The organism is Paraburkholderia unamae, assembly GCF_003096875.1.
Classification (GTDB): domain Bacteria; phylum Pseudomonadota; class Gammaproteobacteria; order Burkholderiales; family Burkholderiaceae; genus Paraburkholderia; species Paraburkholderia unamae.
This window is the reverse complement of record NZ_QEOB01000009.1, coordinates 273514-295205: the sequence shown is the minus strand read 5'-3', so window position 1 is coordinate 295205 and position 21692 is coordinate 273514. Positions and strand designations below refer to the sequence as shown.

Here is a 21692-nt window from a genome sequence, read left to right as displayed (position 1 = left end):
ACCATGGCCAGTCCAGCGAATCATCTGCCGCATGCGGGCGCGGGCGCTCCGCCCTCCGCCTTCGAAGAAGCCACGTATCGCAAGGTCGCGTGGCGGCTCATTCCGCTTCTCATGCTCTGCTACGTGGTCGCGTATCTGGATCGCGTGAACGTGGGCTTCGCCAAGCTCCAGATGAGCAGCGCGCTCAATCTCTCCGATGCGGTCTACGGCTTTGGCGCAGGCATCTTCTTCGTCGGGTACTTTCTGTTCGAAGTGCCAAGCAATATCATCCTGCATCGCGTGGGTGCGCGCGTGTGGATCGCGCGCATCATGGTCACGTGGGGCCTCGTCTCCATCCTGACGATGTTCGTCACCACGCCCACCATGTTCTACGTGATGCGCTTCCTGCTCGGCCTGTGCGAGGCGGGCTTCTTCCCCGGCATCATTCTCTACCTCACCTACTGGTATCCGGCGCAGCGGCGCGGGCGCATGACCACGTGGTTCATGACGGCCATCGCGCTGTCGGGCGTGATCGGCGGGCCGGTGTCGGGCTGGATTCTCAAGGCCTTCGACGGTGCGAACGGCTGGCAGGGCTGGCAGTGGCTGTTCCTGCTCGAAGGGCTGCCTTCGGTGATCGTCGGCGTGCTGGTGTTCTTCGTGCTCGACGACCGCATCGGCAAAGCCAAATGGCTCACGGAAGAAGAACGCGCGCTGCTCGAACGCAACATCGCCGCCGAGGACGCCACCAAGGAAGATCCGCCGATCATGACCGTGCTCACGAGCCCGCGCGTGCTGCTCATGAGCCTCACCTACTTCTCGTTCGTGATGGGTCTCTACGGCGTGAGCTTCTGGCTGCCCACCATCATCAAGGCGACAGGCGTGAAGGACGCGCTCACGATCGGCCTGCTTTCGGCCATTCCGTTCGCGGCGGCCGTGGTCGGCATGGTGCTCGTGGCGAAAAGCGCCGACCGCACGCGCGAGCGCCGCTGGCACATTGCCGTTCCTGCCGCCATCGGCGCGATCGGCCTCGTGCTGTCGGTCACGTGGGCGCACGACACCACGCTCGCCATGACGGCGCTCACCATCGCGACCATGGGCATTCTCACCACGCTGCCGCTGTTCTGGAGCCTGCCCACCGCGTGGCTCGCGGGCACGGGCGCGGCGGCCGGCATTGCGCTCATCAACTCGATCGGCAATCTGGCGGGCTTCCTGAGCCCGTATGCGGTGGGCTGGCTCAAGCAGGCCACCGCCGCCAACGACTCGGGCATGTACATGCTCGCGGCATTCATGATCCTGGGCGGCCTGCTCGCGCTTTCGGCCCCGGCGAAGCTCGTGAATCGCTGAGCTTGTAGCCTGTAGCGATCTCCCAAAAGGAAACGGCCGCCTGTGTTTGCAGGCGGCCGTTTTCGTTGCGGCTTCAGGTGCGACGCAGCGCCCGCGTCAAACCACGTTCATCGACAACGCGCTTTCGCGGTAATGCGTGGCCGCTTTCTCGCCGTCGCCGAGTTGCTCGTGCAGACGCGCGAGCGCGCGGTGCGAACGGATCTTGAGCGGCTCGTTCTGGCTCGCGTCGGCGGACTTGATCGCCGCTTCCAGGAACGACTGCGCCTTGCCCCACAACTGCTGCTTCAGGCACAGGCGGCCCAGCGCGAACAGCAGGTCGCCGTCCTCGGGGCGCTCCTTGCGCCACGCTTCGGCCTTCTGGATGAGCGGCAACGCGTCGCTGCCCGCCGTGTCCGGATAGCGGCGCAACAGGCGCGCGTCCCAGTTCTGCGCGAGCGCTTCCTCGACGATCTTGCGTGCGTCGGCCTGGCGGTCGAGCGCGATCAGCAGTTCGGCCGCGCAGTCGGCCAGACGCGGCGAGTGGCGCTCGACCGGCGAGAGCGCGTGCCACAGTTCGAGCAGCGCGTCGGCGTTGTGGCGGCGGTCGCGCAGCAGGTTTTCCGCCGCGAGCTGACGCAGGCGCACGGCCACGGCCGGATGCAGCGCCTCGCGCTTTTCCAGCGTCTTCACGAGCTTGAGCACTTCGCTCCAGTTCTTGAGCTGCTGCTGCGCGCGCAGCGCGATCTGCTGCGCGTGAATGCGGCGGCCGCCCTGCGAGCGCATTTCGGTGAGCGCGGCGAGCGCGCCATCGGCGTCGCGGCCATCGGCGCGCATGTCGGCCGTAGCCATCAGGCGCGCTTCCTGAAGGTCGGGGTCGTCGACCTGGGTGAGCCATTCGTCGCGGCGCGCGTACTCGTGCAGACGATGCGCGGCCGTCGCGGCGATGAGGCCCGCGGCGCTGGTGTTCTTATCGTCGGCGAGCGAATCGCGCGCGGCCTTCTCGGCGCGCGAGAAGCGGCCCGCGTAGAGATTGCCCACCGCGTCGCGCAGCGCCGAGTTCGCCTTTTCCGTGCGCATGCGCGCGCGATAGGCGGCCACGCGGCGCGGCATCGTCACGACGTTGCGCGCGAAGCGCAGGATCACGTAGAGCAGCAGGAAGGCCACCACGATGCCGACCACGAACAGGTTGAGCGAGACGTCCACGCGATACGGCGGGTAGACGAGCAGCACCTGCCCGGCGTCGAAGCGCCCGACGGTCGCCAGTGCAACGGCAATCGCGAAGAGGAGCGCGAGCCAGAGGAGTCCACGGATCGCCATGTCTTACCCCCGGCTCCGGTATTGCTGGATCGCCTGCAAGCTCTTGTCGAGCGTAGGCAGCGCGACGGCGGCCGAACCGGCGCCCACTTCCTTGAGCAGTTCGCGCACCGTCTGCGTTTGTTTCGACGCGCCGTCGAAGTAGCGCGCGAGCGTGGCGTCGGCGTCCGCGAGGTCGGACTTGAGCGTCGCCTCGTTGCGCGAGAGCAGCGAGAGGCGCGCCGAGAGCAGGCGCAGCTTCAGGTTTTCGCGCATGAAGTAGCCCTGATCGGGCGAAACGAGCATGGCGTCCGCGTTGTCGATGCGGCGCACCTGCACGAGGCTCGCGATCTGCTTGCCCACGCCGTTGACGAAGGTGTCGACCCACACCTTCCAGCGCGGCTCGTTGGTCGCGGCGGCGACCTTCGCGACATCGGCGGGCGCGGCGGCCTCGGGCTTCGTGTGCGCGACGAGCGCTTCGCCCGAGAGCGGCAGCGAATCGATCTGGCCGAGCGCGGTGTCGAGCTTGATGGCAAGACCCGTGAGGTCCGTGGACGGCGCGGCCTTGAGCTTGTCGATGTCCTCCGCGATCGCCTTGCGCACCGCGATGGCCTGCGCGTTGTCGGACGCGGCGAGACGCGTATCGGCGCTTTGCAGCGCAAAGAGCGCGAGTTGCGTGTTGCCCGTGAGCTGGAGCTGTTCGCTCGCGCTCGAGAGCATCTGGCCGACTTCGGCGAGCGTCCAGTCGTCGCGGCTCTTCGAAAGATCGGAGTATTGCTGCGCGAGCGCCTGCTGCGAGGTTTGCGCGTCGGCGATCTTGCCTTCGAGCTGGGCGATCTGCTTGTCGATCTGCTGCGCGCCGGTCACGGCCTGGTCGGTGCGCGCGCGCAGCGCGGCGATCTGCTGCTCGCCCGCCTGCTGGCGCTGGATCGCCTGCATGCCGAGGCCGTCGAGCTTGCGATTGAGGTAATAGCCGCCCGCGCCCGAGCCCGCCGCGACCAGCACCACGACGAGCCACAGCAGCGCCGAACCGGCGCCGCGACGTCCGTTGCCCGTACCCGGCGGCTGGGTCAGCGGTGCGGAAGACCCCGCACCCGACGACGCATGCGACGGCCGCGCGGACGCGCCGCCGGAACCCGACGCGCCCGTGGTGACGGCGCCCGGGTTGGCTGTGTTGCTGGTGTTGTTCGAATCTGTCATGCGTGAGTTGGCCGGCGCCTGGGCCGGAGTGTTCTGAGCCGGTTGAACAACGGAAGAAGCGAGGCCAAGCAGCGTCTCGACGATGCGTTCGTCGCCCGCGCCGGACACCGTAATCCTATCAAAACCCATTGAGCGCGCCGTCTCGGCGATCCGAGGGTGCGGCGCGACGAGCGGCGCATGGCGCAGCTCGACGATCTCGCCCGCCGTGAGGTGCTCGCGCGCGAGTTCGTCGAGGTTGCGCACGCCCTCGGAGCTCGTGACGAGCCATGCGTGCGGCGCGCCTTCCAGCAGTGCGTGAACCTGCGTCCACGCGGCGATGGGCGGCTCGGGCACGATGCGGCGGTAAGCCGCGACCGTCTCGACTTCCGCGCCCGCTTCGCGCAGGCGCTCGGCGAGCCACTCGCGGCCGCCGTCGCCGCGCACGATCAGCACACGCTTGCCCGTGAAGGCCTCTGCGCCGAAGGTCTTTTCGAGCGCCGCGTAGAGCGACTCCGAATCGAAGCGCGCGGGGTCTTCTTCCCCCGCGTTCGACGGGCTCAGCACGCGATGATCGGGGGCGGCCACGCCATGACGCTCGAGCGCGGCCACGCTGGCCGGGCCCACCACGGCCACCGGTAACGCAGGCGGCCAGATCGAGGACACCGAGGCGTAGCAGGCGAACGCGCGGTCGACGGCGTTGGGCGAAACGAACACGACGAGCGCATAGCGTTCGAGCGCGCCGAGCGCGGCGCGCAACGGCGCTTCGTCGGTCACGGGCGCGATGGCAATGAGCGGAAAGTCGAAGGTACGGATACCGTGCTGCGCCAGTTGCGCGGCGAGCCCATTCGACTGACCGGCCGGGCGGGTAATGACGGCCGTGAACGGCGTGCCGGCGCTGCCCGGTTCGGTTCGGCTTGCGCCCGTGGAGGCGTCGCCGGGGCCGCCCCACTCGTCCGGTTGCCTCGGGGCCGCCATCATTCGGACGCCGGGCCTGCGCCCGTGCGGGTTGGGTGGTCCGGCGCGGTGTTCGGACCATCGGCTGCGTGAGCCGCATCGGCCAGTGCGCGCACGATGTCGAGCGCGCCCTGGGCAATCAGGTCGTCGGCCACGCGGCGGCCGAGCGCCACCGCTTCCTCGACCGTGGCCGCCGCCGTGGCTTCCTGCGCGGCGAGCACGCGGCTCGCATCGGGCGTGGAGATCGTGCCGCGCAGCGCGAGCTTGCCGTCGCGCCACTGCGCGTAAGCCGCGAGCGGCACCGAACAACTGCCGCCCAGCGCGCGCGACACCATGCGCTCGGCCTCGACGGCCTTGGCCGTGGCGTCGTCGTGCAGCGGCGCGAGCCATGCCGCCACATCGGCGCGATCGGCGCGGATCTCGATGCCGAGCGCCCCCTGGCCCGCCGCCGGCAGGCTGTCGTCGGGCTCGATGAGCGCGCGGATACGCGCGCCGAGACCCAGGCGCTTCAGGCCTGCCGCCGCGAGAATAATGGCCGCGTAGTCGCCGCGGTCGAGCTTGGTAAGCCGCGTGTCGAGATTGCCGCGCAGCGGCTTCACGTCGAGATGCGGAAAGCGCGCACGGATCATCGACTCGCGCCGCAGGCTGGAAGTGCCCACCACGCTGCCCGGCGGCAGGGCCGCCAGCGAGTCGTAGTCGTTCGAGACGAACGCGTCGCGCGGGTCCTCGCGCTCCATGATGGCCGTGAGCGCGAAGCCCTCGGGCAACTCCATGGGCACGTCCTTGAGCGAGTGCACGGCCAGGTCGGCGCGCCCTTCGGCCAGCGCCTGCTCCAGTTCCTTCACGAAAAGGCCCTTGCCGCCCACTTTCGAGAGCGTGCGATCGAGAATTTGATCGCCGCGTGTCGTCATTCCGACAATTTTCACGTCACAGGATGGATATAATTTGTGCAGCGCAGCTTGCACATGCTCTGCCTGCCACATCGCGAGGCGGCTCTCCCGCGAAGCGATCACAAGTGTGCGGGGCATGGGCGCGGATAACGTCTCGGAGTTCATGGCAAGTACATCGAATGACGGGATGAAAAGCAGGATCGGATAACAGGCAATGTTAGCACGCGCCCTTTTTACGGCCCGCCCCATGGGATTCCCCTAATGGGTCCGGCCGCGAGGCGCGAGCGGCGGCAAGGAAGAGACCCGGCAAGGCATTGGTGCTTACTGTACCCAATATGGTAGGTAACGCGCCGCTAGCGTAGCCAATGGCGACACGCCATGCGCACCGCCCGCCCCGGCGGCCGCTCTCTCCAGCAAGGCCTGCACCCGGCGCACCGCCTTATGCGGCCCGCGCCGTTTCTGCGACATCCGCACGGCTCGCGCCGGGTGGCACCTCCCACCCTCTCCAGGTTGCACCCGCAGTACACGGCCCGGCATGCGTCGCGGCCATGCAGTTGGCAGTCCCCCGATCAACCTGCCCATACCCTGGCAAGCCTCAAGGAAAACATCGTGAAGTCTTCAGGCTCGGCGCGCGCAGAGCGCCGCAACAACGCATCGCAGAACGCTACTTCGAAGGCCGCATCCGCGCCGTCCGCGAAACCGGCGAAAACAACGAAGACCACGAAGACCACGACCGCCACGAAGACCAAACCGGCGACCCAGGCCGCCCAGGCCGTGAAAACCGCTACGCCCTTGAAGGCCGCGAAAGCGCCGCAGGCCGCCAAGACCACGAAAGCCACGAAAGCGCCCCTCGTCGCGGCGAAGCCGGCCGGCGCCGCGCGCAACGGCCGCGCGCGCGACGACAAGGACCAGCCGCTCTTCGAAGATATCCGCTATCTCGGCCGTCTGCTGGGCGAAGTGCTGCGCGAGCAGGAAGGCGACGCCGTGTTCGACGTGGTGGAGACCATTCGTCAGACCGCCGTGCGCTTTCGCCGCGAGGACGACAGCGCCGACGCGCTCGCGCTGGAAAAGCAGTTGCGCGCGCTCTCGCCCGAGGAGACCGTGACGGTCGTGCGCGCCTTCAGCTACTTCTCGCACCTCGCGAACATCGCTGAAGATCGCCATCGCAACCGCCGCCGCCGCATTCACGACCTCGCGGGGTCGGCCGCTCAGGCGGGCACCATCGCGCATTCGCTCGAGCGCCTCGCCGAAGCCGGCGCAGCGGCAACGCCCGTGCTCCAGCAGTTCTTCAACGACGCGCTGATCGTGCCCGTGCTCACCGCACACCCCACCGAAGTGCAGCGCAAAAGCACGCTCGATTCGCAGCACGACATCGCGCGCCTGCTCGCCGAGCGCGACCAGCCGCTCACGCATCGCGAACTGGAGCACAACGAGTCGCTCTTGCGCGCGCGCGTGACGTCGCTCTGGCAAACGCGCATGCTGCGCGACTCGCGCCTGACCGTGGGCGACGAGATCGAGAACGCGCTGTCGTACTACCACACGACCTTCCTCACCGAGATCCCGGCGCTCTACGGCGAAATCGAAACGCAGCTGAAGGAGCACGGTCTCTCGGCGCGCCTGCCCGCGTTCTTCCAGATGGGCAGCTGGATCGGCGGCGACCGCGACGGCAATCCGAACGTCACCTCCGCGACGCTCGAGGAAGCGAGCGAGCGCCAGGCGCAGGTGATCCTCCAGCATTACCTCGACGAAGTGCACCGCCTGGGCGCCGAACTGTCGGTGTCGAACCTGCTCGCGGGCGCAAGCGATGAACTGAAGGCGCTGGCCGAGGCCTCGCCCGACCAGTCGCCGCACCGCGTGGACGAGCCGTATCGCCGTGCACTGATCGGTGTGTACACGCGCCTTGCCGCCAGCGCGCGCGTGCGTCTGGGCGAAGGCGTGGTCGCGGTGCGCAGCGCCGGACGCAACGCCGCGCCCGTGCGTGCGCAGCCCTACGCCGACGCAGGCGAGTTCTCGCGCGACCTGCGCATCCTGATGGATTCGCTCGCCGAGCATCACGGCGCCTCGCTTGCCACGCCGCGCCTCGCCCCGCTCTTGCGCGCCGTGGAAGTGTTCGGCTTCCACCTCGCCTCGATCGACCTGCGCCAAAGCTCGGACATCCACGAGGCCGTGATCAGCGAACTGCTCGCGCGCGCCGGCGTCGAAGCCGACTATGCTGCGCTCTCCGAAGAAGACAAGCAGATCGTGCTGCTCGCGCAACTCGCCGAGCCGCGCACGCTGCGCTCGCCGTATCTCGACTACTCGGACCTCGTGAAGAGCGAGCTGGGCGTGCTGGAAATGGCGCGCGTGACGCGCGAGAAGTTCGGCGCGCGCGCGGTGCGCAACTACATCATCTCGCACACCGAAACGGTTTCCGACCTGCTCGAAGTGATGCTGCTGCAAAAGGAAACCGGTCTCATGAGCGGCCGCCTCGGCCACGCGGAAGATCCCGCGAAGGCCGCGCTCATGGTGATTCCGCTGTTCGAGACGATTCCCGACTTGCGCCACGCCTCGGGCATCATGCGCGACCTGCTCGCGCTGCCGGGCATCGACGGCATTGTCGAGCACCAGGGCAACGAGCAGGAAATCATGCTCGGCTACTCGGACAGCAACAAGGACGGCGGCTTCCTCACCTCGAACTGGGAGCTGTACCGCGCGGAACTCGCGCTCGTCGCGCTCCACAAGGAACGCGGCATCACGCTGCGTCTGTTCCACGGGCGCGGCGGCACGGTGGGCCGCGGCGGCGGCCCGACCTACAACGCGATCCTCTCGCAGCCGCCGGGCACGGTGGAAGGCCAGATCCGCCTGACCGAACAGGGCGAAGTCATCGCGAGCAAGTTCGGCAACCCGGAAATCGGCCGCCGCAATCTGGAAACGGTGATCGCGGCCACGCTGGAAGCCACGCTGCTGCCGCACGGCAATTCGCCGGATCAACTGCCCGCGTACGAAGAGACGATGCAACAACTCTCCGACGCGGCGATGGCGGCATACCGCTCGCTCGTGTACGAGACGCCGGGCTTCACCGACTACTTCTTCGCCTCGACGCCGATCACGGAAATCGCGGAGCTGAACATCGGCAGCCGCCCGGCCTCGCGCAAGCTGCAAGACCCGAAGAACCGCAAGATCGACGACCTGCGCGCGATTCCGTGGGGCTTTTCGTGGGGCCAGTGCCGCTTGCTGCTCACGGGCTGGTACGGCTTTGGCAGCGCTGTCACGGCGCATCTGGACGCAGCGGGCAGCGACGCCGAGCGCGCGCGCCGGGTGGCGATGTTCAAGAAGATGTACAAGACCTGGCCGTTCTTCGCGAACCTGCTGTCGAACATGGACATGACGCTCGCCAAGACCGACCTCGCGGTGGCGTCGCGCTATGCGCAGCTCGTGAGCGACAAGAAGCTGCGCAAGCTGGTGTTCGAGCGCATCGTGGCCGAGTGGGAGCGCACGACGAAGGTGCTCGCCGAGATCACGGGCGCGGGCGAGCGCCTGGCGGACAACCCGCTACTCGCGCGTTCGATCAAGAACCGCTTCCCGTACCTCGATCCGCTCAATCACTTGCAGGTGGAGCTGATCAAGCGTTATCGCGCAGGCGACCCGAGCCCGCGCGTGCGGCGCGGTATTCACCTGACGATCAACGGGATTGCGGCGGGGCTGCGCAACACGGGTTGAGCGGGTTGATGTCGGATCGGGCGTTCGCGCTCAGGTAGAAACGGCGTCGTGCCTTCGCGGGCACGACGCCGTTATTCATTGAGCGTCGCATTGGACACAGGCTATTGCGCAGCCGGGCTTTAAGCAGTCGCGTTAGCCTTGATATCGAATGTTCCAGTAACAACGCCTCTACTCCCGCCAAGCGCATCTTGAACAACGTACTCCTGCCTTACGCTCGCAAATGACAGCCGAACCTGCTCGTAGCTCGCGGACATTTCCACACCGGTCACGATCACATCGAACATCGTGATACGAAGGAAATCCAGCGGAACGCCGCCAGCCTTGCGCATAGTGAGGACCGCTTTGGAAACGTGTTTCCCGGTCAGGCAATAAGACATCAAGTTGGGACTTGCACGGTCCACTTCGTGAAAGAAGACAAGGTCTTCGACAGTAGCCTTCGCGGCACCACCACCCGCCCCGGACATCATGGAGGATCGCTGCGACATCTTCCACGTCCAGTTTGCCACCTGGATTTCTCCCAAATGCGCAGCGTCCTGTGATTCGCCAGTAATGCCATCGATTTTCAGGAAGACATCATTCGACATTCTCAGGTCTCCGTCTGCGTTGTCTGTTGAGCATGTTCACAAGAAAAACCCCGACCACTGCCAATACGAAAGAAAAAAGCAAGGCGCAGTCCACAAGCGAATCGCCGGGCTCAGCATTGCGGTCTATCCCGATCGACCATGCCATTTGCGAAACGACGCCGGCCACGGGTTCCGTGAACAAGATGTAGCCGACCGGGAAAACAAGGACTAGAAACAGACCAATCACGCCGACGACATTGGCAAGGAGGGCCTTCATTGGACGTCGACCGTCCCATACGCAAACCCTTTTGCGCCGGGTAGACCGATCGGCGTTGCATGCAGCAAGCGGTCTCGAAGGCGATAGAAGGCAGGTGGATCGACAAGGGTGATGCAACCTTCGCTGATGTTGGCCCGACCATGTGGATGCAGTCGGAAATGTCCTCGGCCAACGCCGTTGATAAAGGTCCAGTCGTCAATCTGGCCATCATCCCGGTAAAGCGCAAACCATTTCTCCCGGTCGGTGTCGTTGACCAGGTCCATGAAAAAATCACGGATATGCGTGAACAGTCCACCTGACCCGCGATCCACGATGTAGTAACGGCCCGGCGGTAACGGCCCGGCATCGGCGATTGCAACAGATGCAGGATTATTCTTGACGCCGTCGCGCCCGGAGAAGGCAACAAAGTCGCCGACACCCTCACAATGCAGAACGGACATGGGCTGGTTGTTGAGGCGAAATATGCACTGTATTGGCATGGCGAAGCAAGCAGCTTGCTCTTAACGAGAGGCGATATAAGTAGCACGGGGCGGAACGGAGAGAGTTGCGACACATCAGAATACGTAGAACTTCAATGTGCGTACTATCTCGGTCTGATTCCTCAGCCGAGGCGGCAGAAATGAATGCAACCCCTGCGCAAACGTAGAAACGGCGTCGTGCCTTCGCGGGCACGACGCCGTTTTTCATTGAGCGTCGATGAACCGACGCATCGACGCGCGCCTCGATCGCGCCTCAATCGCGCCGCGTCGCCTCGATCATCAGCGCGTCGAGCTTGAACGAGAAATCACTCTGCACATCGAAATACTGCCGCACTTCGTCGGGCGCGCGCTCCCACATCGAGCGAATCGCCGTCACGCGCTCGGGCGGCGTGCGCATGCGCGCCACCCACGAGTCGAAGTCGAGCGAAATGCGCCAACGCTCGCTCACCTTCGCATCGAACCCGGCCGCGTCGAGCATGGCGATCCACTCGTCGGCGCGGTAGTCGCGAATGTGCGAGGCGTCGCGCAGCAATTCGACGGCCTGGATATGCGTGTCGTAAAGCGGATCGTCGATACCCGCGATGTCGATGAACTTCAGGCGCCCGCCCGGCTTGAGCACGCGGTGGACTTCGGCCAGCGCGCGCGGCACGTCGCGCCAGTGGTGCGCGCTCATGCGGCTCACGACCCAGTTGAAGCTGGCGTCGGCGAACGGCAGCGTTTCGGCCGCGCCCTGCTGCGTGCGCACGGTGGTCAAGCCGCGCTCCTTCGCGGCGGCATCCACCGTGGCGAGCATCTGCGGGGCGATGTCATAGGCCACGACTTCGCGCACGTGTGGCGCCACGGCGAAGCTCGCGTGGCCCGCGCCGCAGCCCATGTCCAGCACCGTCGCATTGCCGCAGGTGGCCGCGAATGTCGCGGCGAGGTTCTCCAGATCCGCGCCGCTCGCGTGGACCTGGCTCGTGAGGTAGGCGGCGGCGGTCGAGCCGAATGCGTCGGCGACCTGATCGTGATGTTTCATCGCATGTTCCTGTGATGGCTTGCGTTGCGGCGTTTTATGTGGGGCGCGAAGCGTCAGTCGCTGCGCGTCGCGGGTTCTGGCATCTCCGGGCGGTCTGGCGCGGCGGCCCGTCGCCGCGTCAGCCGCTACAATAGAGGCCGTTTTGTACCAGTACAAGTTAAGCGATTATTCTGGTATCGCCGCCACCTGCCCCACGCCCCATGAGTCTCGACACCCCGGCCGCCGAATCCGGCGCCTCCAAAACCCTCGACGCGACGCCCGCCCGCGCGCTCGGCGAATTCATCCGCGCGCATCGCGAGCGTCTTTCGCCGGCGGAAGTCGGCTTGCCGCCGGGCCCGCGCCGCCGCACGCCCGGCCTGCGCCGCGAGGAGGTCGCGCAACTGTGCGGCGTGAGCCCGACCTGGTACACGTGGATCGAGCAGGGTCGCCCCGTTTCGGCCTCGGCGGACGCGCTCGCGCGCATCGCCGTCGCGCTGCGGCTCTCGCGCGCCGAGCGCGCCTACCTGTTCGAACTGGCCGCGCAGCGCGATCCGGCCGAACCGGACCCGGCCACCGCCGCCGACGCGCCCGCCACGCTGCTGCAAACGGTGCAACTCGTGGACGCCCCCGCCTACGTGCTCGACCGCCAGTGGACGGCGCTCGCCTGGAACGCACACGCGGCGGACCTTTTCACGGGCTGGCTCGACGGCGAGCACGACCGCAACCTGCTGCGCTTCACTTTCACCGAGCCGCTCGGGCGCGAGCTGATCGTCGACTGGGAGACGCGCGCCCGGCGTCTGGCCGCCGAATTCCGCGCCGACTCGATCCGGCACCTGAACGACCCGCCCACGCGCGCGCTGATCGATTCGCTGATCGCCGCAAGCGACGAGTTCGCGCGCTTCTGGGCCTCGCAGGACGTTTTCGAGCGCGAGGGCGGCCGGCGCGAGTTCAACCATCCGCGCCACGGCCGCATCGCCTACGACCAGATCACGCTCAAGCCCGCGCACCGCGAGGATCTCAAGCTCGTGGTGCTGGTGCGGCTCTGAACCGGGCGCGCGCCCCGGCCGGCGCGGCGCATCCGGCCGCGGCGCCCGCCGATGGTAAAATTCTCTCCTTTCCCGCCGTGCGCCGCGCTTTGTGCTTTGCGAATGGCCGCGCGGCCCGCTTTCCCATCGCTCACCGCTCATCACCATGACCTCCCAACTGCACAAAAAAGGCGAAGCCTGGTCGGCTCGCTTCTCCGAACCCATGTCGGAGCTGGTCAAGCGCTACACGTCGTCGGTCTTCTTCGACAAGCGTCTCGCGCTCGTCGATATCGAGGGCTCGCTCGCGCACGCTTCGATGCTGGCCGCGCAGAAGATCATCTCCGCCGACGACCTCGCCGCCATCCAGGGCGGCATGGCGAAGATCAAGGGTGAGATCGAGCGCGGCGAATTCGAGTGGCTGCTCGACCTCGAAGACGTGCACCTGAACATCGAAGCGCGCCTGACCGCCCTGATCGGCGACGCGGGCAAGCGCCTGCACACGGGCCGCTCGCGCAACGACCAGGTCGCGACCGATATCCGCCTGTGGCTGCGCGGCGAGATCGACCGCATCGGCGGCCTGCTCGGCGACCTGCGCGGCGCGCTGCTCGACCTGGCTGAACAGCACTCGGGCACGATCATGCCCGGCTTCACCCACCTGCAAGTGGCGCAGCCGGTCACCTTCGGCCATCACCTGCTCGCCTACGTGGAAATGTTCACGCGCGACGCCGAGCGCATGGTGGACTGCCGCAAGCGCGTGAACCGCCTGCCGCTCGGCGCGGCGGCGCTCGCGGGCACGAGCTACCCGATCGACCGCCATGCGGTTGCGAAGACGCTGGGCTTCGACGGCATCTGCGCGAACTCGCTCGACGCCGTGTCCGACCGCGACTTCGCGATCGAATTCACGGCCGCCGCCGCGCTCGTGATGACGCACGTCTCGCGTTTCTCGGAAGAACTGGTGCTGTGGATGAGCCCGCGCGTGGGCTTCATCGATCTGGCCGATCGTTTCTGCACGGGCTCGTCGATCATGCCGCAGAAGAAGAATCCGGACGTGCCGGAACTCGCGCGCGGCAAGACCGGCCGCGTGAACGGCCATCTGATGGGCCTGCTCACGCTCATGAAGGGCCAGCCGCTCGCGTACAACAAGGACAACCAGGAAGACAAGGAACCGCTGTTCGACACGGTCGACACGGTTGCCGACACGCTGCGCATCTTCGCCGAAATGGTCGCGGGCATCACGGTGAAGGAGCAGGCCATGCGCGCCGCCGCGCTGCAAGGCTTCTCCACGGCCACGGATCTGGCCGACTACCTCGTGAAGAAGGGCCTGCCCTTCCGCGACGCGCACGAAGCCGTGGCGCACGCCGTGCGCATCTGCGTGGACCGCAACTGCGATCTGGCCGACCTCACGCTCGACGAAATGCGCCGCGAACTGCCGGCGGTGTCGAATCTGCTGGCCGAAGACGTGTTCGAAGTGCTGACGCTCGAAGGCTCGGTCTCGGCGCGCAATCATCCGGGCGGCACCGCGCCCGAGCAGGTGCGTGCGGCCATCGCGGCGGCGCGCGCGGCGCTTACCGCGTCGAAATAAGCGCGAAATAAGCGCAACACAACCGGGCGCGCGACGGTCAACGTCGCGCGCCCGGTTCGTTTATGGGGCACGCCTGAGATGACAGCGCGCTGTACCCGCAGCAAAATGGCGGAAGTGTGCGCCCGGCGCTCGTGCGCCGTGGCCTAAGATCCCGACCGGGACCGTCGGCTTGCCGCAGCGGTCCCAGACTTCGCTCCGACTCCCTGCCCCGATGATCGTCCGCCCTCATCTCCACTGGTTCCGCATGCTGCTCGCGTGGCGCGGCTCCGTGCTGCCGCAGCTCCTGCCGCGCCTCTTTCTCGTGCTGGCCCTCTCGATCGTTGCGGTGGCCGCGCACGATCACATCCTCAAGCTCACGGTGAACCTGAGCACCGTGCCGTTCTCGCTGATCGGCATTGCGCTCGCGGTGTTTCTCGGCTTTCGCAACAGCGCGAGCTACGACCGCTACTGGGAAGGCCGCAAGCTCTGGGGGCAAATGCTCAACGAAACGCGCTCGCTCGTGCGCGAGGCGCTCACGCTCCCCTTGAGCGCCGACGAGGCCGCCACCCACGGGCGCGCCCGCGAGCTCGTCGCCCTCCTGGCCGCGCTGCCGCACGCGCTGCGCCATCAGTTGCGCAACACCGACCCGCGCGCCGACCTCGAATCGCGCCTGCCGCCCGCCGTGTTCGAGCGCGTGATGGCCACGCGCTACCGCCCCGCCACGCTCATGCTGTGCGCCTCGGAATGGGTTCGGCGCGAGGCGCGCGAAGGCCACCTCGACGGCTATGCGGTGCTCGCGTTCGAGCACAATCTCAACGGACTCTCGGATGTCATTGGCGGTTGCGAGCGCATCGTCTCCACGCCGCTGCCGTTCGCCTATACGGTGATGATTCACCGCACCGTGTACTTCTTCTGCGCGATGCTGCCGTTCGGCCTCGTGGACAGCATCGGCGCGCTCACGCCCATCTTCGCCGTGTTCGTGGCCTACGCGTTCATGGCCCACGAAGCCATCGCCGCGCAGCTCGAAGATCCGTTCGGCACCGAGGACAACGACCTCGCGCTCAACATGATGTCGACGGGCATCGAGGTCGCGTTGCACGACCTCATGGGCGAGCCCACCACCCTGCCCAGGCGCGCGCCGGAGCAGTTCATCATCGACTGACTCTCGTATCTATTCGATGCCCGCCTGCGGCGCGCTCCGGCACAGTCCCGGCTTACGTCACGTCCCCGGCCACGCTCCACGGCGTGCATCGAATCCCCATGAAGAAGATCGTCCTTGCCGCAGTCGCGCCTTTCGTTTTTATCAGCAGTGCTACGTTTGCAGGAACGCAGAACTGCGCGACGCGCATCAACATCATCCAGACGAAGATCGATTACGCCAGGCAGCGGGGCAACGCCTGTCAGGTCGCCGGCCTCGAACGCAAGCTGGCGAACATACGGGCACGCTGCCCCAACGCAGGCCAGGCTGAACGACAAGATGGACAAGCGGCGGCAGCACCGGCCGCCACCACGCGGCTCACCGGTTATTGACCGTTTCCGACAAACGCTTGAGCGTGGCAAGACGCGCGCCGAGCAGGTCGAGCCGCGCATGCTCGTCGATGAGCGGCGTGGTCGCGTCGCGGTACGCGCGCCACGCGCTTTGGGCGCGCGAGACCGCCGGCCGCGCGTGTGCCGGCATGCGCGCGTAGAACTGGCGATAGTACCGGTTCAAGTCGTAACTCACGTGCTCGCAGTGCGCGTCGGCGCTACAGACGCGCGCACGCGGCGTCTTGCCGTCGTACGCCGCCGCCTGGTTGCGCAGCGCAATCGCGCGGTCGCGCACGGGCTGCAAGCGCATGTCCGCCTCATAGAGCTGATAGGTGCTACCGCTCGACGTGGCGAACGCCGCGCCCAGCATGGTGTCTTCCGCGTCGCGCCAGGCCACCCACTTCTGCTGGCTCAGCCGCCAGCGCCTTTGCAGCGCGGGCGGCATTTTCGCGAGCATCTGCGCGAGCGCCGTCTCGCCGGCGGCGCGCCACGCGGTGCGCGCGTCGTCCATGCACTGGATCTGCCCCGCCGAAGACGACCGGTCGGCGCGCGCCGCGCACGTGCGCATGGCCGTATCGATCGGATCGGCCGCAGCGACTTCGGCGCGCGCGGACGGCGCCGTGGTCAACAGCGCCACGGCAGCCGATACCGCACACAACGTCGCGGTGAAGAAACGCGCAAACCGCGCCGGTGAACCGCCCTTCATTGCCCTCTCTCGTGCGCCTCGGTCGGCGCTCAGTCGCGCACGCAATCCACGAAATACTCGATGCGGCCGTTGATGGTCTCGCCCACGAGTCCGTGGATGTCAGTGTGGAAGCCCGGGAAGCGCTCGTTGAACTCGCGCGCGAACTTCAGGTAATTCACGATCGTCTTGTTGAAACGCTCGCCCGGAATCAGCAGGGGAATGCCCGGCGGATACGGCGTGAGCAGGATCGACGTGACGCGGCCTTCGAGTTCGTCGATGGCCACGCGGTCGATCTCGCGGTGCGCGAGCTTGGCGAACGCATCCGACGGCTTCATCGCGGGCTCCATGCTCGAGAGGTACATCTCGGTCGTGAGGCGCGCGATGTCGTTGGCGCGGTAGACGCTGTGGATCTGCTGGCACAGATCGCGCAGGCCCACGCGCTCGTACATCGGATGCTGCGCGACGAACTCGGGCAGCACGCGCCAGAGCGGCTGGTTGGTGTCGTAGTCGTCCTTGAACTGCTGGAGTTCGGTGACCATCGAGTTCCAGCGGCCCTTGGTGATGCCGATCGTGAACATGATGAAGAACGAGTACAGGCCGGTCTTCTCCACGATGATGCCGTGCTCGGCCAGGTATTTCGTGACGATGGCGGCCGGAATGCCGGCGTCGCTGAACTCGCCGTCCACATCCAGACCCGGCGTGACGATGGTCGCCTTGATCGGGTCCAGCATGTTGAAGCCTTCGGCCAGCGCGCCGAAGCCGTGCCAGTGGTCGTTCGGGCGCAGGATCCAGTCCTCGCGCGAGCCGATACCTTCCTCGGCGAGATCGTCCGGACCCCAGACCTGGAAGAACCAGTCGTCGCCGTATTCGGCATCCACCTTGCGCATGGCGCGGCGGAAGTCGAGCGCTTCGGCGATCGACTCTTCCACGAGCGCCGGGCCGCCCGGCGCTTCCATCATCGCCGCGGCCACGTCGCATGACGCGATGATCGCGTACTGCGGGCTCGTGGACGTGTGCATGAGATACGCCTCATTGAAGCGATGGCGGTCGAACGCGCTGTCTTCCGAGTCCTGCACCACGATCTGCGAAGCCTGCGAAATGCCGGCGAGCAGCTTGTGCGTGGAGTGCGTCGCGAACACGAGCGCCTTGGTGCGCGGACGGCCCGCGCCGATCGCGTGCATGTCCTGGTAGAACTCGTGGAATTCGGCGTGCGGCAGCCAGGCTTCGTCGAAGTGCAGCGTGTCGAGCATGTCGCCGAGCAGATCCTTGATCATCTCGACGTTGTAGATCACGCCGTCGTAGGTGCTCTGCGTGATCGTGAGAATGCGCGGCTTCACGTTCGGGTTCTTCGCGAGCGCTTCACGGGCGAACGGATTCGCCTCGATCTTCTTGCGGATGTTTTCCGGCTTGAATTCGTCGCGCGGGATCGGGCCGATGATGCCGAAGTTGTTGCGCGTGGGCGTGAGGAACACGGGAATCGCGCCCGTCATCGTGATCGCGTGCAGGATCGACTTGTGGCAGTTGCGGTCCACCAGCACGATGTCGCCGGGCGCCACGGTCGCGTGCCACACGATCTTGTTCGACGTGGACGTGCCGTTGGTCACGAAGAACACGTGGTCCGCGCTGAAAATGCGCGCCGCGTTGCGCTCCGAAGCCGCAACCGGGCCGGTGTGATCGAGCAGCTGGCCGAGTTCTTCCACGGCGTTGCAGACGTCGGCGCGCAGCATGTTCTCGCCGAAGAACTGGTGGAACATCTGGCCGAGCGGGTTCTTCAGGAACGCCACGCCGCCCGAGTGACCGGGGCAGTGCCACGAGTACGAGCCTTCGTCGGCGTACTTCACCAGCTCCTTGAAGAACGGGGGCGAGAGCGCATCGAGATACACCTTCGCCTCACGAATCACGTGACGCGCGACGAATTCCGGCGTGTCCTCGAACATGTGGATGAAGCCGTGCAGCTCGCGCAGGATGTCGTTGGGCAGATGGCGCGAAGTGCGCGTTTCGCCGTACAGGAAAATGGGGATGTCGGCGTTGCGCTTACGCACCGCTTCCATGAACGCGCGCAGCGCGACGATGGCGGGCGCGTGCTCCGGCGCTTCGCCGTCCGCGCCCTCCACGTAGGGCAGCAGCTCGTCGTCGTCGATCGACAGGATGAAGCACGCCGCGCGGCTCGACTGCTGCGCGAACGACGTGAGGTCGCCATAGCTCGTCAGCCCGAGGACTTCCGCGCCCTCTTTCTCGATGGCTTCGGCGAGTGCCCGGATGCCGGAACCCGAGATGTTCTCGGAGCGAAAGTCTTCGTCGATGATGACGACGGGAAAACGAAACTTCATGGGCGATTCTCCAAAAGAAACGACCGCTGCATATGACGCGCAGCGGTCCCCGTATGTCGTTGTGTCCGGTGGATGATTGCGTCAGGTCTTCGGCAGGGTGACACCGTGCTGGCCTTGATATTTGCCGCCGCGATCCGCGTAGGACACCTCGCAGACCTCGTCGCTCTCGAAGAACAGCACCTGGGCCACACCCTCGTTCGCGTAGATTTTCGCAGGCAAAGGTGTCGTATTTGAGAATTCGAGCGTGACGTACCCTTCCCACTCGGGCTCGAACGGCGTGACGTTCACGATGATCCCGCAGCGCGCATAGGTGGATTTGCCCAGACACACCGTCAGGACGTTGCGCGGAATGCGGAAATACTCGACCGTGCGCGCCAGTGCGAACGAATTGGGCGGGATGATGCAGACATCGCCCTTGAAGTCCACGAACGACTTTTCGTCGAAGTTCTTCGGATCGACGATGGTCGAGTTGATGTTCGTGAAGATCTTGAATTCGTCGGCGCAGCGGATGTCGTAGCCGTAGCTCGAGGTGCCGTAGCTCACGATCTTGCGGCCGTCTTCCGACATACGGACCTGATCGCGCACGAACGGCTCGATCATCTTCTGCTCTTCGGCCATGCGCCGGATCCACTTGTCGGACTTGATTGCCATGTTCGCTACTTAACGAGAAAAACGGGTCGGGAAAGCATGCGCAGGGCCCACCGGGCGCGCGCCGCGTGCGAAAGGCGTCTATTTTACGCGATGTGGATCAGCTTGCCTGGAATGGCGTGTGTGAATGGCCTGCGAACCGGCCTGTGAAGCCGCTGCCGGACCCCGCCGGGCCGCCACCGCACGGCCGGGGGCCTTCGCAGCGTCGCGGCGCCATGCCGCGCTCACTGGGCGCGGATCAGGCCGCACGCGAGCGCCGGGCCCGTGCCGCGCTGCGGGTAGGCGTAGGGGTCGATCGGGTCGCGATGCACGATCACGGCGCGCTGCAACACGGAGCGCACGCCATCGAGCGAAACGTCCGGCGCCACGATGAAACCGGTTGCGACGCCATTCGAATCCGCATGAATGTTGCCGAGGTCACCCTCCACGCGCGCGCCGGGCTTCAGGCGCTCGGCCGCGGGCGCGAATACGGCGCCGGCGCTCGAAGCGTCCGTGGCGTTGCAGTCGCCGCGCTCGTGCACCTGCAAGGCGTGATCGCTGTCGGGCGGCAGGCCCGCGAGGTTGTAGCTCACCTGCACGCCGTCCGAGTGCTCGACGAACGAGACGGTGCCGCGCACCTGGTTGCCGACAGTCGGCAACAATTGTGCGCTCGCGCGTTTTTCCTGCTGCCCCATGAAACTCGTGCAGCCCGCGGCGAGGAGCACGCAGCCGCAAAGCGCCACGAGAGCCATCACCCGTACGACGTGCGCAGTCTCCGCTTGCCTGTCGTGTCCTTTATCCATGCGATCCTCTTGCCGGCCGGCGCCGCCCCTTGCAGTCGCCAGGCCGGACTCGATGAAGCCCACATGATACCGCGCGCGCGGCGCGCCGCGCGCCTATCTGTCCCCATGCGTGCGAGCGCGCCGGCCGCCTCAGGTGTTCTGCACGACGATGGTCGGGAACTTCGAGCTCATGTCGCGGGCGCGTTCGGCGATCTGGATCGCCACGCGCCGCGCGATCGCGCGATAGATCTGCGCGACCGGTCCCTGCGGCGCGGCCGCCACGGTGGGGTTGCCCGAGTCGGCCTGCTCGCGGATCGTGATGTCGAGCGGCAGGCTGCCGAGCACCTCCACGCCGTACTCCTTCGCCATGCGCTCGCCGCCGCCCGCGCCGAAGATATGCTCGGCGTGGCCGCAGTGCGAGCAGATGTGCACGGCCATGTTCTCGACGATGCCGAGAATCGGAATGCCCACCTTTTCGAACATCTTGAGGCCCTTCTTCGCGTCGAGCAGCGCGATGTCCTGCGGCGTCGTGACGATCACGGCACCCGTGACGGGCACTTTCTGCGATAGCGTGAGCTGGATGTCGCCGGTGCCCGGCGGCATGTCGACCACGAGATAGTCGAGTTCGCGCCAGTTCGTCTGGCGCAACAGTTGTTCGAGCGCGGACGTGGCCATCGGGCCGCGCCAGACCATCGGGTTGTCCTGCTCAATCAGAAAGCCGATCGAGTTGGCCTGCACGCCGTGGCCTTCGAGCGGATTCATCGACTGGCCGTCGGGCGATTCGGGGCGGCCCTCGATACCGAGCATCATCGGCAGCGAGGGGCCGTAGATGTCCGCGTCGAGCACGCCGACCGAGGCGCCCTCGGCCGCGAGCGCGAGCGCGAGGTTCACGGCGGTCGTGCTCTTGCCCACCCCGCCCTTGCCCGACGCCACGGCGACAATGTTTTTCACGTTCGGCAGCAGCTTGACGCCGCGCTGCACGGTATGGGCGGTAATCTCGCTCCTGAGCGCCACACGGCTCGCCTTCACGCCCGGCACGGCGGCGAGCGCCGCCTCGACCTGCGCGCGCACGGCATCGAACTGGCTCTTCGCGGGATAGCCGAGCACGATCTCGACACCGACCGTATCGCCTTCGATCGTGACGTTACGCACGCCCTTCGCCACCGCATACGGGTGACCCGTGTTCGGATCCGTCAAGGCCGCGAGCGCGGCATCGACCAAAGACCGATCTATGCTCATTGAAACTCCGTGGGGAGAATGCCGGCCTGCGTGAGCGGGCCGAATGGTCGCGCACGCGCCGGAAATCGAAAGAAATTGTTAAGCTGCATTGCGCAAAATCAGGCGACAGGGCACGCTTCGCGGCAACAGCATTTATGGTGCCGGTGAAGCGCCCTTCGAAGCAACCTTCGAAACGCCATCCGGCAGCGTCACGCCGCATGGCGCAAAGCTTCAAGCCGTCATTGTAGTAGCTGCCGCCACGCGCCGTTCGAAGACCCTGCTCACAGGCGGGGCCGGCGAGCGT

General features: G+C 66.4%; 18 protein-coding genes. 6 read left to right on the top strand and 12 right to left on the bottom strand.

All coding sequences use genetic code 11. From position 1 onward, the window contains the following. The first annotated feature begins 3 nt into the window (after nucleotides 1–3). The gene (locus C7402_RS20530; RefSeq protein WP_116611849.1) at nucleotides 4–1323 is read left to right on the top strand and encodes an MFS transporter; all 1320 of its coding nucleotides are present in this window, start codon (nucleotides 4–6) and stop codon (nucleotides 1321–1323) included. Nucleotides 1324–1419: 96 nt separating this feature from the next. On the opposite strand, the gene C7402_RS20525 is transcribed toward C7402_RS20530, so the two are convergent. Genes C7402_RS20525 through hemC form a run of 3 tightly spaced genes read right to left on the bottom strand, consistent with a single transcriptional unit; the run spans nucleotide 1420 to nucleotide 5783 of the window. Continuing rightward, entirely contained in the window at nucleotides 1420–2619 is a 1200-nt protein-coding gene (locus C7402_RS20525; RefSeq protein WP_112172638.1) for a heme biosynthesis protein HemY, read from the bottom strand. Nucleotides 2620–2622: 3 nt separating this feature from the next. After that, complete coding sequence (hemDX, locus tag C7402_RS20520; protein WP_116611848.1) at nucleotides 2623–4749, bottom strand: fused uroporphyrinogen-III synthase HemD/membrane protein HemX; 2127 nt, start codon at nucleotides 4747–4749, stop codon at nucleotides 2623–2625. Next, entirely contained in the window at nucleotides 4749–5783 is a 1035-nt protein-coding gene (hemC, locus tag C7402_RS20515; protein ID WP_116611847.1) for a hydroxymethylbilane synthase, read from the bottom strand. The genes hemDX and hemC overlap by 1 nt, the downstream gene beginning before the upstream one ends. 444 nt (nucleotides 5784–6227) lie before the next feature. Between hemC and ppc the strand changes: the two genes are divergently transcribed. Next, nucleotides 6228–9317, top strand: a complete 3090-nt coding sequence (ppc, locus tag C7402_RS20510) for a phosphoenolpyruvate carboxylase (protein WP_116611846.1) — start codon at nucleotides 6228–6230, stop codon at nucleotides 9315–9317. A 119-nt stretch (nucleotides 9318–9436) separates the two neighbouring features. On the opposite strand, the gene C7402_RS20505 is transcribed toward ppc, so the two are convergent. The 4 genes from C7402_RS20505 to C7402_RS20490 form a co-directional block, all read right to left on the bottom strand. Then, nucleotides 9437–9901, bottom strand: coding sequence for an Hcp family type VI secretion system effector (locus C7402_RS20505; protein ID WP_116611845.1), 465 nt, complete (start codon nucleotides 9899–9901; stop codon nucleotides 9437–9439). Further along, a complete protein-coding gene (locus C7402_RS20500; protein ID WP_116611844.1) occupies nucleotides 9891–10157 on the bottom strand; it encodes a hypothetical protein in 267 nt (88 codons plus the stop codon). The genes C7402_RS20505 and C7402_RS20500 overlap by 11 nt, the downstream gene beginning before the upstream one ends. Further along, the gene (locus tag C7402_RS20495) at nucleotides 10154–10636 is read right to left on the bottom strand and encodes a DUF2778 domain-containing protein (RefSeq protein ID WP_165841928.1); all 483 of its coding nucleotides are present in this window, start codon (nucleotides 10634–10636) and stop codon (nucleotides 10154–10156) included. Before C7402_RS20495 ends, C7402_RS20500 begins: the two co-directional genes overlap by 4 nt. Nucleotides 10637–10889: 253 nt before the next feature. Then, nucleotides 10890–11654 carry a class I SAM-dependent methyltransferase gene (locus C7402_RS20490; protein WP_116611843.1) on the bottom strand — a complete coding sequence of 255 codons (765 nt, stop codon included), beginning with the start codon at nucleotides 11652–11654 and terminating at the stop codon, nucleotides 10890–10892. A 200-nt stretch (nucleotides 11655–11854) separates the two neighbouring features. On the opposite strand from C7402_RS20490, the gene C7402_RS20485 reads away from it, so the two are divergent. The 4 genes from C7402_RS20485 (at nucleotide 11855) to C7402_RS20470 (ending at nucleotide 15749) form a co-directional block, all read left to right on the top strand. Further along, nucleotides 11855–12679 carry a helix-turn-helix transcriptional regulator gene (locus C7402_RS20485; protein ID WP_116611842.1) on the top strand — a complete coding sequence of 275 codons (825 nt, stop codon included), beginning with the start codon at nucleotides 11855–11857 and terminating at the stop codon, nucleotides 12677–12679. Nucleotides 12680–12824: 145 nt separating this feature from the next. After that, nucleotides 12825–14240, top strand: coding sequence for an argininosuccinate lyase (gene argH / locus C7402_RS20480; RefSeq protein WP_116611841.1), 1416 nt, complete (start codon nucleotides 12825–12827; stop codon nucleotides 14238–14240). A gap of 211 nt (nucleotides 14241–14451) precedes the next feature. Next, nucleotides 14452–15381, top strand: a complete 930-nt coding sequence (locus tag C7402_RS20475) for a bestrophin family protein (RefSeq protein ID WP_116611840.1) — start codon at nucleotides 14452–14454, stop codon at nucleotides 15379–15381. A gap of 98 nt (nucleotides 15382–15479) precedes the next feature. Beyond that, complete coding sequence (locus C7402_RS20470; protein ID WP_116611839.1) at nucleotides 15480–15749, top strand: DUF1090 family protein; 270 nt, start codon at nucleotides 15480–15482, stop codon at nucleotides 15747–15749. On the opposite strand, the gene C7402_RS20465 is transcribed toward C7402_RS20470, so the two are convergent. The 5 genes from C7402_RS20465 to apbC form a co-directional block, all read right to left on the bottom strand. Next, nucleotides 15736–16452 (bottom strand): lysozyme inhibitor LprI family protein, encoded by a 717-nt coding sequence (locus C7402_RS20465; RefSeq protein WP_116611838.1) that lies wholly within the window; start codon nucleotides 16450–16452, stop codon nucleotides 15736–15738. The genes C7402_RS20470 and C7402_RS20465 overlap by 14 nt on opposite strands. A gap of 29 nt (nucleotides 16453–16481) precedes the next feature. Further along, nucleotides 16482–18761, bottom strand: a complete 2280-nt coding sequence (locus tag C7402_RS20460; RefSeq protein WP_112172628.1) for an arginine/lysine/ornithine decarboxylase — start codon at nucleotides 18759–18761, stop codon at nucleotides 16482–16484. Between the two features lie 81 nt (nucleotides 18762–18842). Beyond that, complete coding sequence (gene dcd, locus C7402_RS20455) at nucleotides 18843–19412, bottom strand: dCTP deaminase (protein WP_028210539.1); 570 nt, start codon at nucleotides 19410–19412, stop codon at nucleotides 18843–18845. A 221-nt stretch (nucleotides 19413–19633) separates the two neighbouring features. Continuing rightward, nucleotides 19634–20191, bottom strand: coding sequence for a superoxide dismutase family protein (locus C7402_RS20450; protein ID WP_372460544.1), 558 nt, complete (start codon nucleotides 20189–20191; stop codon nucleotides 19634–19636). Nucleotides 20192–20320: 129 nt separating this feature from the next. Next, nucleotides 20321–21409, bottom strand: coding sequence for an iron-sulfur cluster carrier protein ApbC (gene apbC, locus C7402_RS20445; protein ID WP_112172626.1), 1089 nt, complete (start codon nucleotides 21407–21409; stop codon nucleotides 20321–20323). Nucleotides 21410–21692 lie beyond the last annotated feature (283 nt).